The organism is uncultured Flavobacterium sp., assembly GCF_963975515.1.
Classification (GTDB): domain Bacteria; phylum Bacteroidota; class Bacteroidia; order Flavobacteriales; family Flavobacteriaceae; genus Flavobacterium.
This window is the reverse complement of record NZ_CAXBGY010000001.1, coordinates 38,294-55,372: the sequence shown is the minus strand read 5'-3', so window position 1 is coordinate 55,372 and position 17,079 is coordinate 38,294. Positions and strand designations below refer to the sequence as shown.

The window sequence follows — 17,079 nt, the reverse complement described above, 5'->3', positions numbered from 1 at the left end:
ATTGCATTTTTAAAAAGTATGTTAGAAAAAGTAAAACAATATTATGCTAAAATAGAACCTTATTTACACGTCAAAAAACCGTGGGATTCTATTATTATACTTGTTTTAAACATTCTAATTGCTATTCCATTATTTATGGTTTTGCATCAAAATCTTATTGATTTAGAATGGCATTTTCAACTAGATAGAATTTTAATTTTTATTGTTTTACTTGCTGTTATTCAATTGCTTTTAAGGCTATTAAGAAGAGTTACTTTAATTAGTATTTTTATTTATTTAGTGTTTTTAATTTATGGAACATTGTTTGGTAATTATGGTTTCAATCGTGTTTTTGAAGATTACAGAGCTATGCTATTTGCCATGCAGAATAATCCTAATCCTCAGGACATAATCATTTCAAAACTATTACCATTTCCTAATAAATCTCAAGTAATAAAAGCTGTTGAATTCACAAATCCAAAAGTGAGAAACTTTGCCTTATATGCTACAACTAAACATTTTTCTGATTTCAAAACAAACGAGAATAACAGAAAAATGGTTCAATGTTTTGCTGTTTTTAAAGAAATAAAAAACCGATGGAATTATGTTAATGACCCAAAAGGTAGAGAATACATCGCAAGAGCTAGTGAGTCTTTACAACATTTTTCTGGAGATTGTGATGACCATGCCATATTAATGGCTGCATGCATAAGAGCTATTGGAGGAACTCCTAGATTAATTCATACAGGTGGACATATTTATCCAGAAATGTTAATTGGCAATAAAGCAGATTTAGAATTGGCTATTTTATTAATCAAAGACAATCTTTTTGTAAAAGAAAGTGAAGGAAAACAAATTCATTATCATTATGATGAACGTGGACAATATTGGCTAAATCTTGACTATACTGCAAGGTATCCAGGTGGGCCATTTATGAGTGAAGAAATATTAGGGCAATTGACTTTTGACTAAAACCAATCAATTGGCTTCTTCCCTATTCTTTCTAAATAGTCATTCGTTTGACTAAAATGCTTATTTCCAAACCATTTTTTATGTGAATGAGCAAATGAAGGATGACCACTTTCTAAAACCAGATGTTTCAATTTATCAATTTTTGCTCCTTTTTTCTGTGCAAAAGCACCCCAAAGTAAAAAAACAACATGTTCTTTTTCATCAGAAATCATGCGAATAACTTCATCTGTAAAAATATTCCACTTTAGGTGTTTGTGACTATTTGCAGTATCTTTTCTAACCGTTAATGAAGCATTTAACATCAAAACTCCTTGGTTTGCCCAATGTTGTAAGTTTCCATTGGTTGGTAAAAAAATGGAATTTAAATCAGAAGCAATTTCAGTATAAATATTTCGTAAAGATGGAGGAATTTTAACTTCATTATTCACAGAAAAACACAATCCATTAGCCTCACCTTCACCGTGATATGGATCTTGTCCAATGATTACAACTTTTACATCTTCAAAAGAACAAGAATTAAAAGCATTAAAAATCAACTCTTTTGGCGGAAAACAAATATTCTCCTCATATTCATTTTCAACTTGAAGTATTAATTCTTTGAAATAGTCTTTTTGAAGCTCTTCATTTAGTTTTTCTTGCCAAGAATTGGAAATAGTGTTTAACATACCTTAAATTTTACCAAAAATATGAATTTTAGAATAAATTACATTTGAATCTTTGTAACTTTGATGCTTTGCAAATAAACACATGATTTCAATTACAGATAAAACCCTTCAAGACTTAGAATTTACAACGATTTTGGAAACCATTTCCGAAAAATGTAATACAGAAATTGGAAAACAGAAAGCCTTACAAATTGTTCCTTTTAAAGACAAAGAAACTTTAATGGATGCTTTGCACCAAACTTCTGAATATGTGGCTTCTTTTAGCAATAACAATACAATTCCAAACCATGGTTTCGAGAATTTAACAAAAGACATTAAGTTTCTGCAAATTGAAGATAGTTTTTTAGAGGTTGGAACCTTTAGAAAATTGGCTCATTTATCTGAAACCACAAATTTTCTACTGAAATTTTTTCAAAAATTTGATGAATATTATCCTAAATTAAATCAAAAAGCATCAGAAGTTGAATATACTAAATTCATTATTCAAAAAATTGATGAAGTCGTTGATAAATATGGGGAAATTAAAGATAATGCTTCTCCCGATTTAGTCAATATTCGTAGAAATATTAATCTAGTTCGTGGTAAGGTTAATCAGAGTTTTGGAATGGCTTTGAGTCAATATAATTCTTTAGGGTATTTAGATGATATTAGAGAAACAGTTGTTGAAAACCGTAGAGTTTTAGCGGTTTTAGCCATGTATCGAAAAAAAGTAAAAGGTTCCATTTTAGGAAGTTCTAAAACAGGAAGTATTGCATATATTGAACCTGAAGCTACCTTAAGATATTCTATCGAATTAAGCAATTTAGCTTATGAAGAACGGGAGGAAATTCAACGCATTTTAAAGAAATTAAGTTACGAAATTCGTCCATTTGTTAACTTGCTAATGCAATATCAAGATTTTTTAAGTGATATAGATGTTATAGCCGCTAAAGCAAAATATGCCTTTAAATTAGATGCTATTTTACCTGAAATTACTGAAGAAAAGCATTTGTTTTTCCGTGAAGCTTATCATCCTATTTTATATTTAAATAATAAGGCCAAAAACCAAGTAACATATCCACAAACTATTGAATTAGAGAATACTAACCGAATTATCGTTATTTCTGGTCCAAATGCTGGTGGAAAAACTATTTCCTTAAAAACCATTGGTCTATTACAGTTAATGTTACAAAGTGGAATGCTAATTCCGGTTCACGAAAGAAGTAAAACCTTCTTATTTGATAGGATTTTAACAGACATTGGTGACAATCAATCTATTGAAAATCATTTAAGTACATATAGTTATCGTCTAAAAAACATGAATCAGTTCTTAAAGAAATGTAACAATAAGACTTTATTTTTAATTGATGAATTTGGAACAGGTTCTGATCCTGAATTAGGTGGTGCATTAGCAGAAACATTTTTAGAAGAATTTTATCATCGTGAAGCTTTTGGAATTATTACAACGCATTATTCTAATTTAAAGATATTAGCCAACGAATTACCTTTTGCAACGAATGCCAATATGCTTTTTGATGAAAAGTCGCTGGAACCTATGTATAAATTACTTTTAGGTCAAGCCGGAAGTTCATTTACGTTTGAAGTTGCACAAAAAAATGGCATTCCATTTGGATTAATTAATCGCGCTAAAAAGAAAATTGAAAAAGGAAAGGTCCGCTTTGACAAAACCATTGCTACTTTACAAAAAGAACGTTCTAAACTGGAAAAAACTTCAATTAATTTAAAGGAAGAAGAAACCAAAGCACGTGAAGAAAGTAAAAAAATGGAAGGTATTAATTTGAAAATTCAAGATAAATTAGAACGCTATCAAGAATTGTATGATGCCAATCAACGTTTGATTTATATGGGTCAGAAAATTGATGATATTTCTGAAAAATATTTCAACAACAAAGATAAAAAGACTTTAATTGGTGAGTTTTTAAAAATGGTTGAAATAGAAAACTCTAAACGAAAAAAAACTACTGTCAAAGAGAAAAAAGCGGTTGAAGTTGTTAAGAAAGAAATTATTAAAGAAGTAGAAGTCAAAGTTGAAAAAATAAGAGAAAAGAAGAAAGAAGAAAGAGCAAAGAAAAAAGAAGTTGAGATTAAGCCACAAGTAACTTTAAAAGTTGGCGATAGAGTACGAATGAAAGATGGTAAAGCTATTGGAACGATTGATAAAATTGAAAAAACAAAAGCCATAGTTAATTATGGGATTTTTACATCAAAAGTTAGCATGAGTGAATTAGAATATGTTCAGCCTTTATAGATTTTAATGAATTGCCGTTCGGCTTTAGCCAACGTAGAATAATATAAATTAGATTCGAAAGATTCTGAAACAAATTCAGAATAAATATGGAAAAAATTAAAAACATAGAAGATTTGCCAAAAGACAAAAAAATCATTCTTTTTGATGGTGTTTGTAATTTGTGTGATAAATCGGTTCAGGTAATTATCAAAAATGATAAAAAAGACAATTTTAGATTTGTTGCTTTACAATCTGAACTTGGAGAAAAGATACTCAATCATATTAATATCGATAGAAGCAAAACCGATTCAATAATCTTATATGAACCTGGAAATGCTTATTATTATAAATCACAAGCCGCTATAAAAATTGCAGAAAACATGGACGGTTTATATAATTTATTAGGTTTATTTCAATATCTACCCGTTTCATTATCTGATACTGTTTATGATTATATTGCTAAAAATCGATACAAATGGTATGGCAAAAAAGATCAATGTATGATTCCAACTAAAGAAACACTTAACAAATTTCTATAAAAAAAGCTCCTTAAATAAATAAGGAGCTTTTTCATTAAAAACCGATTAACAATTATTAAAAAAACTAATTCTTAATAATTTTCTTTGTAGCTGTTCCTTTATCAGAAGTGATATTTAAGAAATATACACCTGAATTAAGGTCAGAAATATTAATTTGATTTTCTATTGTATTTACATTAAGAGTTTTAACAGTTCTTCCGTTAATATCAGAAATTGTTAAACCAGAAATTGTAATGTTATTTCCATTTTGAATAGAAAAGTTATCGTTTATTGGATTTGGATACACAGAAAAACCATTAGCTTCGAAAGATTCTCTTGGTAAAACTGTTCCTGTATATTTAGAAATTCCACCAACAGTTGCAGAAACATTAAAACCACCTGTAAAACCTGTAGTAGCATTTAAAAAAGCAACATCAGTATGTTGAAGAGCATCAATAGCAACCCAAGTTAATCCATCATCTAAACTATAAGCTGAACCAGAAGATCCTGTTGCTGCTCCTGTACAAACCAATCTTGTAGTTCCAGGAACATATGCTATATCACTTAAGAAAACTGGTCCTGAAAAAGCCTGTTGAGTCCAAGTCGTTCCTGCATTAACAGTTTTGTACATTACACCTGCATTTGTTAATAAAATTCCCTTATTTGCATCTGAAAAAGTATAACTAGCACCTACAGTTGCACTTCCAAAATCTGTTGAAGGTGATTGAGTTACAGTCCAAGTGACACCCATGTTAGTTGATTTAAATAATCTACCCATATTTGTACCAAACCAAATTGTTCCACCAGCTACTTCATAATTGTTTGTATAACCATATTCTCCCGTTAAAGGGGTTGGTATACTTCCTGTAGGAACTCGTGTCCAGTTAGTACCACCATCTGAAGTAATATATATTTCGAAATAACCACTAGCAGGATCACCTTGACAAACCCCATTATTAGCATCATAAAAATGAACTAAGTTTGTAAAAGAATCTGATCCAGTATTAAATAGTGCTGTTGCTTGTTTTGTCCATGAAGTTCCTCCATCTGTTGTTTTCCAAATTCCTCCAATACCACCAGTATCAGGAAAAGCAGAAACCCAAGCCGTAGTTCCAGAAACTGCAGTAATGTTTCCAATTCCTAAACCTCCACTTCCAAATCCAAGTCCCATTGTTCCAGAAGTCCAAGTATTTCCACCATCTGTACTTTTTGCGTATTCTTTAACCGTTGTTACGGCTGCCGCTGTACCATCATAAGCCTTTACCCAAACTGTATTGGCATCAACAATAGAAATCCCACTAATTCCTCTACTAGCTGTAGTAAATGTTGTAGCTTTCTCCGTCCAAAATTGTGCATTTGAAATAAATGGCACAATTAATAATAAATAAAGTAATTTTTTCATCATAATGTAGTTTAATTTTGATTAATATAATGTAAATGTATTAAAAATTAAAGTAAGAATTATCAATTGACATTTTTTTAACAGTTATGATATTTATCATATTTAAACAAATCTTAAATAATTATTTTTGTTCTAATAATCAATAAAAACTTAAAAAATGAGAAATTTAGCTTTGCCACTTGTTAATTGGGGAAATGGAGCATTTATAATGATAGTAATCTTTACCCTTGTTATTTTAGGGTTAGTAGGTGTTGTTTTCTTATTGATGAATACAGATAAAAAGAAAAAAGAAAACAATTAGTATTCGCTTTTTTTTTTTAGTTATAAATTTTATTTAACAAAAAGTTATCTGCTATTACTAAGGCTGCCATAGCTTCTACAATAGGAACTGCTCTTGGTAATACACATGGGTCATGTCTACCTTTTCCTTGAAGCTCTATTATTTCATTTGAATTAGTCAATACTTCTTGTTTTTGGATTAATGTTGCAACGGGTTTAAAGGCTATTCGAAAATAGATATCCATTCCATTACTTATTCCTCCTTGAATTCCTCCTGAAAGATTTGTTTTTGTTGTTCCATCTTCATTATACAAATCATTATGATCGCTTCCTTTCATTTTTGCTCCACAGAAACCGCTTCCAAATTCAAAGCCTTTTACAGCATTAATTGATAGCATAGCTTTTCCTAAATCAGCATGTAATTTATCAAAAACAGGTTCACCTAGACCAATTGGTACATTTTGAATAACACACATAATTGTTCCGCCAACGGTATCCCCTTGTTTTTTAATTTCCTTAATAAAGTCTTCCATTTTTAAAGCTGTAGCTTCATCCGGACAACGAACAGCATTGCTTTCTATTTTAGAAAAATCTAATTCTTGATAAGGTTTATCTATGAAAATATTTCCAACGGAAGTGACAAAAGCGGTAATCTTAATTTTAGGTATAATTTGTTTTGCAATGGCACCACCAACTACTCTACTGGCTGTTTCTCTGGCTGAACTTCTTCCACCACCTCGATAATCTCGAATGCCATATTTTTTTTCATAAACATAATCAGCGTGACTAGGACGATAAGTGTCTTTTATCTCTGAATAATCATTTGATTTTTGATTGGTATTGGGAATTATAAAACCAATTGGTGTTCCTGTAGTTTTTCCTTCGAAAATTCCTGATAAAAACTGTACTTCATCTTCTTCTTTTCTTTGTGTAACAATAGCCGATTGTCCGGGCTTTCTTCGTTGCATATCTTTTCTTATAGCATCAAAGTCAATATTTATTCCTGCAGGACATCCATCAATAATTCCTCCAAGGGCTTCACCATGAGATTCTCCAAAAGTAGTTAGCTTAAATAATTTTCCAAAAGTATTTCCAGACATAGCATTTTATTTATAAACAAAAGTAAAAAAATTATACCAGTAATTTATCATACAATCCAAGGGAACTAAATTTTAATTATATTAGCAAAAAATAAATACCATGAAATCAAAATTATTTCTTCTTTTAGCTTTGTCAATTTTTACTTTATCTTGTAGTTCAGATGATTCATCTGGTGAAGATAATGGAGAGCCAGCTACCTCTTTGCCAATTGTTTCTGGAAATTATTGGGCTTATGATGTATTTAATCATGAGACATCAAATACACCTGAATCTTTTGCAAGAGATTCTGTTTATGTAGGAAATGACACGCTTATTAATTCTGTTGCTTTTAAAAAGATGAAAACATTAACTATTGCTAATGGTTTCTTTTCTGGAACGCTGAAAGATAATGGATTACGTATTGATGGGAATAAAATGAGAATTACAGGTTCGGTAAATTTTAGTGCTGGACTACCTACTCCTCTTGGGTTTTCTGTTTCTGATTTTATAATTTTAAAAGAAAATGCTACAGCTGGACAAGAATTAAGTTCAACAAATGGTTCTTTTACACAGGATTATGATGGCATTCCATTAACGTTTACTTATATATTAAAGTCTGTTTCAGATGGATCTCAATCTTCTTTAACCTCAAATAGCGCTACTTATTCAAATATTACTAAAACTAAAGTTATATTAAATCTTAAAATAACTGCAGACGTTGGTTTTGCTGTTTTAGAAGTTATGCCTGCTCAGAATGTATTAGTTTCAACTCAATATTATAGTAAGAACATAGGGATGGTTTATAATTTAACAAATATTTCTTATACTTTGAGTAGTTCTTTGCCAATTACGTTACCAATACCCCAATCAGGAAGTCAAACTCAAGAAGAATTTTTGGATGTTTATCAGATAAATTAAGCAAATCATCGGATATGTTAATTTTGAAAAGTTGTATAGGAATTATGTAATCTTTGTCTCAAATTTTTCATTTATATTTGTACTATAAATTTTAAACATTAAAATAATATGAAAAAAGTACTTTTATCTGCTATAATGCTATTTGGAATAGCTTTTAGTTCTCAAGCGCAAGACATTGCTAAAAATGCACTAGGTCTTAGATTAGGTGATAGTGATGGATTTGGTGGTGAAATATCGTATCAAAGAGGCTTATCGGGAAACAATCGTTTAGAATTAGACTTAGGTTTTAGAAACAGAAAAGATTATGATGCTTTTAAATTAACTGGTATTTACCAATGGGTTTGGAATATTGAAGGTGGTTTTAATTGGTACGCTGGTGTTGGTGGTGGAGTTGGTAGTTGGAGCTATGACAGAAAAATTGGTAATGACAGATATAAAGATAGTGGAACAATTTTATTTGTAGCTGGAGATTTAGGAATTGAATATAACTTTAGAGAAGCTCCTATACAATTATCTTTAGACATTAGACCTGAAATTTACTTTAATTCTGATGATTATAGAGAAGATAATTTTGGACCAGACATTGCTTTGGGAATCAGATATAGATTTAATTAATATTAATTAATATCAAAAAAAATACAATACCCCCAAAAAGTTAGAAACTATTTGGGGGTATTTTTATGATTATTCTTTTTTGTACGCATCAATAGCTTCTTGATAAACCTTTTCATACATAGGAACAATATTTAAAATATCAAATCGTGAAGCAACTTCTTTTGCATTTTCTTTAAATGTTTTAAGTTTATTTTCATCTTTTAAAATGGAAACGGCATTTTTACTCATGGCATCAATATCTCCAACATCACTTAAATATCCCGAATAACCTTCAATATTTACTTCAGGTAAACCTCCAGAATTACTAGATATTACAGGAACTCCACATGCCATTGCTTCTAAAGCAGCTAAACCAAAACTTTCGGTTTCAGATGGTAATAAAAATAAATCCGAATAACATAAAATTTTGTCAATTTCAGAACTATTTCCAAAGAAGATTACTTTGTCTTGAATTCCTAAAGAATAACACAAATCTTCTGCCATTTGCTTTTCTGGTCCTTCTCCAACCATCATCATTTTTGATGGAATTTCTTTTTGAATGTTATAAAATATCTTTACAACATCATCAATGCGCTTAACTTTTCTGAAATTTGAAATATGCGTAATAATTTTTTCGTTTTCAGAAGCCATCATACCTCTATCACATTTTTTAACTTCATCAGAAGAAGATTTATTAGGCTCAATAAAGTTTGGAATAACTACAATCTCTTTTTTAATATCAAAAAGTCTATAAGTATCATCTCTTAAACTACTTGAAACACTTGTAACAATATCAGATTTATTAATACTAAAACTCACGGCTGGTTTATAAAATGGGTGATTTCCAACCAAAGTAATATCCGTTCCGTGAAGTGTTGTAATCATGGGGATTTTTATGCCTTCATCTGCCAACATTTGTTTTGCCATGTAACCAGCATATGCATGAGGAATTGCATAATGTACGTGTAATACATCAATATCATACAATTTTACCATATCAACTAATTTACTTGACAAGGCTAACTCATAAGGTTGATAATGAAATAAAGGATATTCTGGAACGTGTACTTCGTGGTAATGTAAATTACTGTTTAAAAGTGCCAAACGTACTGGTTGACTGTAAGTTATAAAATGGATTTCGTGTCCTTTTTTGGCTAATTCTAAACCTAATTCGGTAGCTACAACACCACTACCACCAAAAGTTGGATAACAAACTATTGCGATTTTCATCTAAATATATATTTTTCATAAAAATACTATTATTAAAAAGAAGAAAAAGTAAAACTTTGTTAAATTATCGCTTAAAGTTAGCTTCATAACACTTTATCCAATCTTCAACTGACATTTTTTGAACTAATTTGCCAATTAAATCAAAAGGAATTTGATCCATTTTTTTGAAACGAATGCAGCTTTTTCCCATATCTAATTTAGCTGTGCAGTATTTTGGATATTCTGATGTATACCAATTTAGCAATTCAGGATTTGCGTAAATTCCCATGTGATAGAAGTTTACACTATTTTTTTGAGAAGCAAAGCTCATAAAGGGCAAAGGTAATTTTGGAGTACAATGATAACCCGCTGGATAAATTGAATGAGGAACAACATAACCAATCATTCCATAACTCATCTCTTCATTAAATCCTTTTGGTAAATTATCATTGATTACTTTTCGTAGCTTATTGATTGCTTCTACTCTATTTTCTGGTAATTCTGCTATGTATTGTTCTGGTGTCGTGGCTTTTGATATCATTTTGAAAAAGTTAATTTATTAAATTTTAATTATCTATTAAATTCATAATCACATTTTTTGCACTTATATACTCTTTTAAAATATAAAGGGTAAATGAAAAGTAATAATGAAAAAAAAATAGACATAAAACCTTTAAAACTTTTCACTGATTTAAAATCTGAATATAAGTCTTTTGAGTTACAATTAGGGCAATAAATTTCATCATCATTATCGTTAGTAAATTTTTTACTTTCGATCTCATATATAATTTGAATAACTTTTTCTTTATCAAAAGCATTAATTTTCAATTTAATACCTCCAACAGTAACATTATATAGAGGATTAATTGAAACCATATTTTCATCAAAAAGATAACAAGGAATACTTTCACTTTCTAATTTTAGTTTTAAAAGGTGTGCATCAATTGCATTGTCAAATGTCTTTATTGTTATTAATTCCATAACAAATTATCAGAAAATCTAAAATCTATTAATCCCTAATACTCTCGTAAATAATTTTCTGAATATTTTCGCGAATATTTGCTCTAGACAAACGATTTGCAGCATTTGAATCTGGATACGTTCTGTTTGATAAAAATACGTAAACAATTTCTTTTTCTGGATCAGCCCACGCCATTGTGCCTGTAAAACCAGTGTGCCCAAAACTTGTCATGGAAACACAACCACAAGTTGGACCAGCATTACCTAATTGCGGTTTATCAAATCCAACGCCTCTTCGGTTATCTTCATCACAATAATAACAAGTATTAAAAGCGTTCATTGTTTTTTCAGAGAAGAATCTATTGTTACCATAAACGCCATTTTGCAAATACATTTGCATCATTTTAGCCACATCTAAAGCATTTGAAAATAATCCAGCGTGACCTGAAACTCCTCCTTGCATAGCTGCTGCCATATCATGAACATTTCCTTGAACAGTTTGATATCTATAATATTTATCTTCCTCAGTTGGAATAATTTGTCCTAATGAGAATTTTTCTAAAGGTTTGTATGTCGTATGATTCATTCCCATTAAACTATAGAAATTTTCATTAGCAAGAACATCTAATTTTTTTTGCGTTTTTAGTTCTAAATATTCTTTTAATAAAATGAATGAAAAATCACTGTATTTGTATTGTTTAGATGATAACAACTTACTCTTTGCAATAGTACTTATAATAGTATCATTAAAATCTTTTCTTATATAAAGGTTTTCGGCAACTTTAAAAGGAAATTCTTTTGAAGGTGTTTTTCTGTAGTATTTTGTATCAGGATGTTTAGTAGCGTCTAAAGTTTTTACATAAAAAGGTTCCCAAGGCTGAAAACGTGCTTGATGTGTTAACATATCTAACAAAGTAGCATCTTCTTTATTTGATCCTTTAAAAGCAGGTAACATATCACCTAATCTTGCACTTAAAGTAACTTCTCCTTTATCGTATAATTGCATTAAATTAGGTAAAGTTGAAAGCACTTTAGTTAACGAAGCCACATCATACAAATCATCATCTTTAACAGGATTATTATCTTTATAAGTATGATTTCCAAAGGATTTTTGATAAATAACTTTACCTCTTCTGGCTACTACTATTTGGGCACCTGGCGTCATATTATCTTTTATTGCTCCATTAATTATGGAGTCAATTTGAGCTAATTTTGAACCATCCATACCTACATTTTCTGGACTATCAAATCCTAAACGTTTAATTTCTTTTGTATCAAATCCAGTGTTTACTGGAAAATTATCATTGATTGAGACCGATAATTTTCCCTTTGAACCTGTTGAACCAAAAATAATCTCTGAAGCAATTTTCTGCGTAAAATTATTGTTTTGATAAGCCATAATAACTCCATCAAGTGTTGTATAATCAATGGCTGAAGATAAAGAATAAGGTCTTGTAAAAAACGTTAAAATAGTTTTCTTTTGCTTTGAAATAGAGTTAATCCAACGAATTTCTTCACTAGTAGGATTATTTTTTTTCCAAATATTATCTACTTTATGAAAACCAATAATTACTTTGGTATAATCTTGTAGTTTAGAAAGTACAACTTCTATTGAACTTCCTGTAATATCCTCAACTTTAGTGTATTCGTTTAAAGATTTAATAAATACTTCATTAGAATCATCACCAATTTTTACATAAGCGATTTTTTCTGTTTTTAATGATGCGATTGGAATAATTTCGCCTACGTTTTGTAGTGTTGTAATTGCGTTTTCGAATAATTTTTCGTTTAAAGCATCAAATTCAGGTTTGTTTAAATCTTCGTATAAATTTTCTAACGTTATAGGTTTGTAATTCTTTAAACCCGCTTTGAATTTGTACTTCAAAATCTTTTTTACAGAATAAGCCAAACGCTTTTCGGTAAGTGTCTTCTTTTTATAAGCTTCTTTAAATTTTTGCAAGGCCTTTGGAACATCTTCAGAAAATAACAAGACATCATTTCCTGCTAAAAAAGCAGCTAAATCAATATCTCCTGGTTGTTTAAAGTTACTTGCTCCTTTCATATTTAAAGCATCTGTAAAAATTAAACCTTCGAATTTTAAATCATTTTTTAAAATATCAGTTACAACTTTACTTGAAAGTGATGAAGGCAAATTAGGTTGAGATTCTAAACTAGGAACATTCAAATGCGCAACCATTACACTGGCTAAGCCTTTTTCGATTAGTTTTTTATATGGATATACTTCAATACTATCAATACGTTCTTTTGAAAAAGCAACAGTTGGTAATGTATGATGAGAATCCGAAGATGTATCTCCATGACCAGGAAAATGTTTTGCTGTTGCAAAAACACCGTTATTTTGAAGTCCAGTCATATAAGCCAATGCTTTTTCAGTAACTATTTCGCGAGTTTCACCAAAAGAGCGATTTCCAATAATAGGGTTGTTTGGATTTGTATTAATATCAACAACTGGTGAAAAAGTAAAGTTAATGCCTAAACGTTTAGATTGTTCAGCCATTTGTTCTCCCATTTTTTCAATAAGAGAATTATCCTTAATTGCTCCAAGTGTCATGTTCCAAGGATATTTATACGTAGAATCAATACGCATACTTAAACCCCATTCAGCATCAATTCCAACCAGCATAGGTAGTTTTGATTTACTTTGGTATCTATTTGTTAATTCAGCTTGACGAACTGGACCACCTTGAAAAAATATTAAACCTCCAACTTTATAATCAGTCACCAATTTATCTATACTTCTGTAATGGGCTTCATCTTTATTTGAATAAGCTGCAACCATAAATAGTTGACCAACTTTTTCATCAAAAGACATTTTTTTATAGACACTATCTACCCATCGCTGTTCTTCATAAATGTCTTTAACCTCAATTTTTTCTTTTTCAGAAAAATGAATGGGTCTATTATAATTAAAAAGCGAAACAAGAATAAATAAAAGGACTAAATTATATTTTAACATAGTTGTAAATTAAAAATCATCATTAAAAAAAGGATAATGATGATTGAATAAGTATCTGTTTTTTAGAAAAACCTACTGTGCCAACTCTCATTAGCTGGTACTTCCCAAAAATCTTGCCATTCTTCTATGGTATTTACTAAATTATTGAATACTATAGTATTTTCTGAAACGGATTTGCTTTTAGCCAATTGTTTAAACTCAATAAGTGTTTTAAAAGCAATGAATTCACCTGTCTTGTAGGTTACGTTCATTTTATCTAATAAATCAATTTCGTATTTAGCTTCTAAATTTTGAATAAATTGAACAGAACTATCTATAGAACAACCCGATGCAGCATGAACATCTTGATTAATAGCTAAAATAATGAAACGATTATATTTTAATATAAAAGAAGCTTCAAGTGATGTTCCGTGTGCAGCCCAATTTTCTACAAATTCTTTGGTGGCTTCAGTTATTTCTGTTACTTCGTTATCAGACAATTTTCTATTGGCTTGATAAATCCATATTTTTGAGTGCCCTGGTAAATCTTCGAAAGGAATATACATTTTTTTGTGGTTATGGGTTATGGGTTTTAGGTTATGGGCAAAAGTAGAACCTTTGACCAATTATCTTTAACCAATTACCTTAATTTATAAATCCTGAGCATTTGCTATTAATTCAGCTATATCCATTACTTTTACAGTAGCTTCTTTTTCTTTGTTTTTAACGCCATCTGTCATCATAGTGTTACAAAATGGACAACCTGTAGCAATAATATCTGGTACTGTTTCCATTGCATCTTCTGTACGCTCTATGTTTATTTCTTTGTTTCCTGGTTCTGCATCTTTAAACATTTGTGCTCCACCTGCTCCACAACATAATCCATTAGCACGAGAACGTTTCATTTCTGTTAGTTCTACGTCTAATTTTTGAATTAAATCTCTTGGTGCTTCATAAACATTGTTGGCTCTACCTAAATAACATGGATCGTGAAAAGTTATACGTTTTCCTTTAAATTGTCCACCTTCAATAGTTAATCTTCCATCATCTAATAATGATTTTAGAAATTCTGTGTGATGCATAACATCATATCTTCCCCCTAATTCAGGATATTCATTTTTAATGGTATTGAAACAATGCGGACATGCCGTTACTATTTTTCCAACTTCATAACCATTTAAAACTTCAATGTTCATCATGGCTTGCATTTGAAACAAAAATTCGTTTCCAGCACGTTTTGCTGGATCACCAGTACAACTTTCCTCAGTTCCTAAAACAGCAAAATTAACTTTTGCACGATTTAAAATTCGAACAAATGCTTTTGTTATTTTTTTGGCTCTATCATCGAAACTTCCTGAACAACCTACCCAAAATAGAACTTCTGGTTGTTTACCTTGAGCTAGCATTTCTGCCATTGTTGGCACTACTATATTTTCTGACATATTATTTATATGTTTATTCGTTTAACTTTGACTTTAATACTTTCTACTAAAATCTATTCGTGATGTTCATCATCAAAAACTTGAATTGTAACTTCTTTATCTACTAAATCAGTAAATTTACCTCTATATCTTGTGGCTTTAACTAAATGATTATCAATCCAATGGTAATTTCCTCCACGAGGTTTTCCCATTAACATTCCATGATAGTTGAAACCATGTCTTTTTAACCATTCTTCTGTGACTTCTCTGTGTGCTTCTGTACGTGATGTAAAAAAGAAAATAACATGACCTTCACCATACCAACCGTTTAACGTTTTTAATGCATCTGGATAAACAGCAGCTGTTGCCATTCTTTCTGGTTCTTCATTAGGAATATCATCACAGATAGTTCCGTCAATATCAATTAAGTAATTTTTAATTCCGTCTGGTAAAACTGGGCTTAATTTTTCACCATTAATGGTTAATTCTTTTAAATTCTTGTCGATTTTTTCTGATTTCATTTTTGTTAATTAATTATTTCAAATTTATATTAACATTTCCAAGTCTCACGTTTATGAAAATATTGTTGGTTTTCTAGTTTTCGTCTTTCCAGTTTAATCTGTCTTGTTGGTTATATTGCCATGGTGCACCATTATTTTCAATATTTGACATCATAGCATTTATTGGCATTGGAGCAGCACTTTGTTCCATTACTAAATATCTTCTCATATCAACAATAATTGATAACGGACTAATATTTACTGGACATTCCTCTACACAAGCATTACAAGATGTACAAGCCCAAAGCTCTTCAGCAGTAATATAATCGTTTAATAACGATTTGTTATCTGGTATAAAAACCCCTTTGTTTTTATCAATATTTTTTCCAACTTCTTCTAATCTATCTCTTGTATCCATCATAATTTTACGAGGAGACAATTTTTTTCCTGTTATATTAGCTGGACATGATGAAGTACAACGCCCACATTCTGTACAAGTATATGCGTTTAGCAATTGTACCCAATTTAAATCTTGTACGTCACTTACTCCAAATTTTGCAGGAACTGCGTCTGGATTTGCTGGTGCAGCATATGGATCAGCAGTTGGATCCATCATTAATTTTACTTCGTTGGTTACACTTTCTAAATTATCTAATTCACCTTTTGGATTTAAATCAGCAAAATAAGTATTAGGAAAAGCAAGTAAAATATGTAAATGTTTAGAGAAGTATAAATAATTCAAGAAAACCAAAATTCCTGAAATATGCATCCACCAAGCAGTTCTTTCTATAATATGCAATGTAGATTCAGAAAAATCAGAAAATAATGGAGCTATAAATTGAGAAATTACATTTCCTGAATGATTTACTTGAAAATGTGTATCGGTTGCATTCATTACAAGAAATAAAGTCATTAAAACTATTTCAAAATAAAGAATAATATTTCCATCATTTGTGGCATAACCTTTCATTTCAGGATTCATAAATCGCTTTAGCTTAATTACGTTTCTTCTTATCCAAAAAACAATTACGGCTACTAATACTAATAAAGCTAAAATTTCAAATGAACCAATTAAGAAATCATAAAAACCACCTAAAAATGAGAATATACGATGTGTTCCAAATAAACCATCAATAATTATTTCTAATACTTCAAGGTTAATGATAACAAAACCAACATATACAATAATGTGAAGAAAACCTGCAATTGGTCGTTTAATCATTTTTGATTGACCAAGAGCAATCATAGCCATGTTTTTCCAACGAGCAGACGGATTGTCTTTACGGTTTACATCGTTTCCTAGTTTTATGTTGCGAACTAGTTTTTTTACATTCATTGCAAAATAACCTATTCCAATACATAAAATAATTGCAAATAAAATATTGTCTATATAATTCAT

General features: G+C 30.1%; 17 protein-coding genes. 6 read left to right on the top strand and 11 right to left on the bottom strand.

Annotated elements, in window-relative coordinates; all coding sequences use genetic code 11:
* The first annotated feature begins 18 nt into the window (after positions 1-18).
* Positions 19-951: a transglutaminase domain-containing protein gene (locus tag AAC008_RS00225; protein ID WP_339886701.1), complete on the top strand. Its 933-nt coding sequence runs from the start codon at positions 19-21 to the stop codon at positions 949-951.
* On the opposite strand, the gene ung is transcribed toward AAC008_RS00225, so the two are convergent.
* Complete coding sequence (gene ung / locus AAC008_RS00220) at positions 948-1,616, bottom strand: uracil-DNA glycosylase (RefSeq protein ID WP_339886700.1); 669 nt, start codon at positions 1,614-1,616, stop codon at positions 948-950. The two genes, AAC008_RS00225 and ung, sit on opposite strands and share 4 nt — an antisense overlap.
* Before the next feature lie 82 nt (positions 1,617-1,698).
* On the opposite strand from ung, the gene AAC008_RS00215 reads away from it, so the two are divergent.
* Positions 1,699-3,864, top strand: a complete 2,166-nt coding sequence (locus tag AAC008_RS00215; protein WP_339886699.1) for a DNA mismatch repair protein MutS — start codon at positions 1,699-1,701, stop codon at positions 3,862-3,864.
* A gap of 104 nt (positions 3,865-3,968) precedes the next feature.
* Entirely contained in the window at positions 3,969-4,382 is a 414-nt protein-coding gene (locus tag AAC008_RS00210) for a DCC1-like thiol-disulfide oxidoreductase family protein (protein ID WP_339887198.1), read from the top strand.
* Between the two features lie 64 nt (positions 4,383-4,446).
* On the opposite strand, the gene AAC008_RS00205 is transcribed toward AAC008_RS00210, so the two are convergent.
* Entirely contained in the window at positions 4,447-5,763 is a 1,317-nt protein-coding gene (locus AAC008_RS00205) for a T9SS type A sorting domain-containing protein (RefSeq protein WP_339886698.1), read from the bottom strand.
* Positions 5,764-5,920: 157 nt separating this feature from the next.
* On the opposite strand from AAC008_RS00205, the gene AAC008_RS00200 reads away from it, so the two are divergent.
* On the top strand, positions 5,921-6,064 hold the full coding sequence (locus tag AAC008_RS00200; protein WP_339886697.1) for a hypothetical protein: 144 nt from the start codon (positions 5,921-5,923) through the stop codon (positions 6,062-6,064).
* A 16-nt stretch (positions 6,065-6,080) separates the two neighbouring features.
* Here AAC008_RS00200 and aroC read toward each other — a convergent pair whose 3' ends face one another.
* A complete protein-coding gene (aroC, locus tag AAC008_RS00195) occupies positions 6,081-7,142 on the bottom strand; it encodes a chorismate synthase (RefSeq protein ID WP_339886696.1) in 1,062 nt (353 codons plus the stop codon).
* A 100-nt stretch (positions 7,143-7,242) separates the two neighbouring features.
* Between aroC and AAC008_RS00190 the strand changes: the two genes are divergently transcribed.
* Together AAC008_RS00190 and AAC008_RS00185 are read left to right on the top strand one after the other, a co-directional pair.
* Positions 7,243-8,040, top strand: coding sequence for a hypothetical protein (locus tag AAC008_RS00190; RefSeq protein ID WP_339886695.1), 798 nt, complete (start codon positions 7,243-7,245; stop codon positions 8,038-8,040).
* 108 nt (positions 8,041-8,148) lie between these two features.
* Entirely contained in the window at positions 8,149-8,655 is a 507-nt protein-coding gene (locus tag AAC008_RS00185; protein ID WP_339886694.1) for a hypothetical protein, read from the top strand.
* A 69-nt stretch (positions 8,656-8,724) separates the two neighbouring features.
* On the opposite strand, the gene bshA is transcribed toward AAC008_RS00185, so the two are convergent.
* The 8 genes from bshA to AAC008_RS00145 form a co-directional block, all read right to left on the bottom strand.
* Complete coding sequence (gene bshA, locus AAC008_RS00180; protein ID WP_339886693.1) at positions 8,725-9,864, bottom strand: N-acetyl-alpha-D-glucosaminyl L-malate synthase BshA; 1,140 nt, start codon at positions 9,862-9,864, stop codon at positions 8,725-8,727.
* Between the two features lie 64 nt (positions 9,865-9,928).
* A complete protein-coding gene (locus AAC008_RS00175; protein ID WP_339886692.1) occupies positions 9,929-10,384 on the bottom strand; it encodes a DUF1801 domain-containing protein in 456 nt (151 codons plus the stop codon).
* 29 nt (positions 10,385-10,413) lie between these two features.
* Positions 10,414-10,824, bottom strand: a complete 411-nt coding sequence (locus tag AAC008_RS00170; protein WP_339886691.1) for a DUF2007 domain-containing protein — start codon at positions 10,822-10,824, stop codon at positions 10,414-10,416.
* A gap of 28 nt (positions 10,825-10,852) precedes the next feature.
* Positions 10,853-13,780 carry a glycoside hydrolase family 3 N-terminal domain-containing protein gene (locus AAC008_RS00165; protein WP_339886690.1) on the bottom strand — a complete coding sequence of 976 codons (2,928 nt, stop codon included), beginning with the start codon at positions 13,778-13,780 and terminating at the stop codon, positions 10,853-10,855.
* 62 nt (positions 13,781-13,842) lie between these two features.
* A complete protein-coding gene (locus tag AAC008_RS00160; protein WP_339886689.1) occupies positions 13,843-14,325 on the bottom strand; it encodes an ABC transporter ATPase in 483 nt (160 codons plus the stop codon).
* An 84-nt stretch (positions 14,326-14,409) separates the two neighbouring features.
* Complete coding sequence (locus tag AAC008_RS00155; protein WP_339886688.1) at positions 14,410-15,201, bottom strand: (Fe-S)-binding protein; 792 nt, start codon at positions 15,199-15,201, stop codon at positions 14,410-14,412.
* 53 nt (positions 15,202-15,254) lie between these two features.
* Entirely contained in the window at positions 15,255-15,701 is a 447-nt protein-coding gene (locus AAC008_RS00150; RefSeq protein WP_339886687.1) for a phosphoheptose isomerase, read from the bottom strand.
* 73 nt (positions 15,702-15,774) lie between these two features.
* On the bottom strand, positions 15,775-17,079 hold the full coding sequence (locus AAC008_RS00145) for a (Fe-S)-binding protein (protein WP_339886686.1): 1,305 nt from the start codon (positions 17,077-17,079) through the stop codon (positions 15,775-15,777).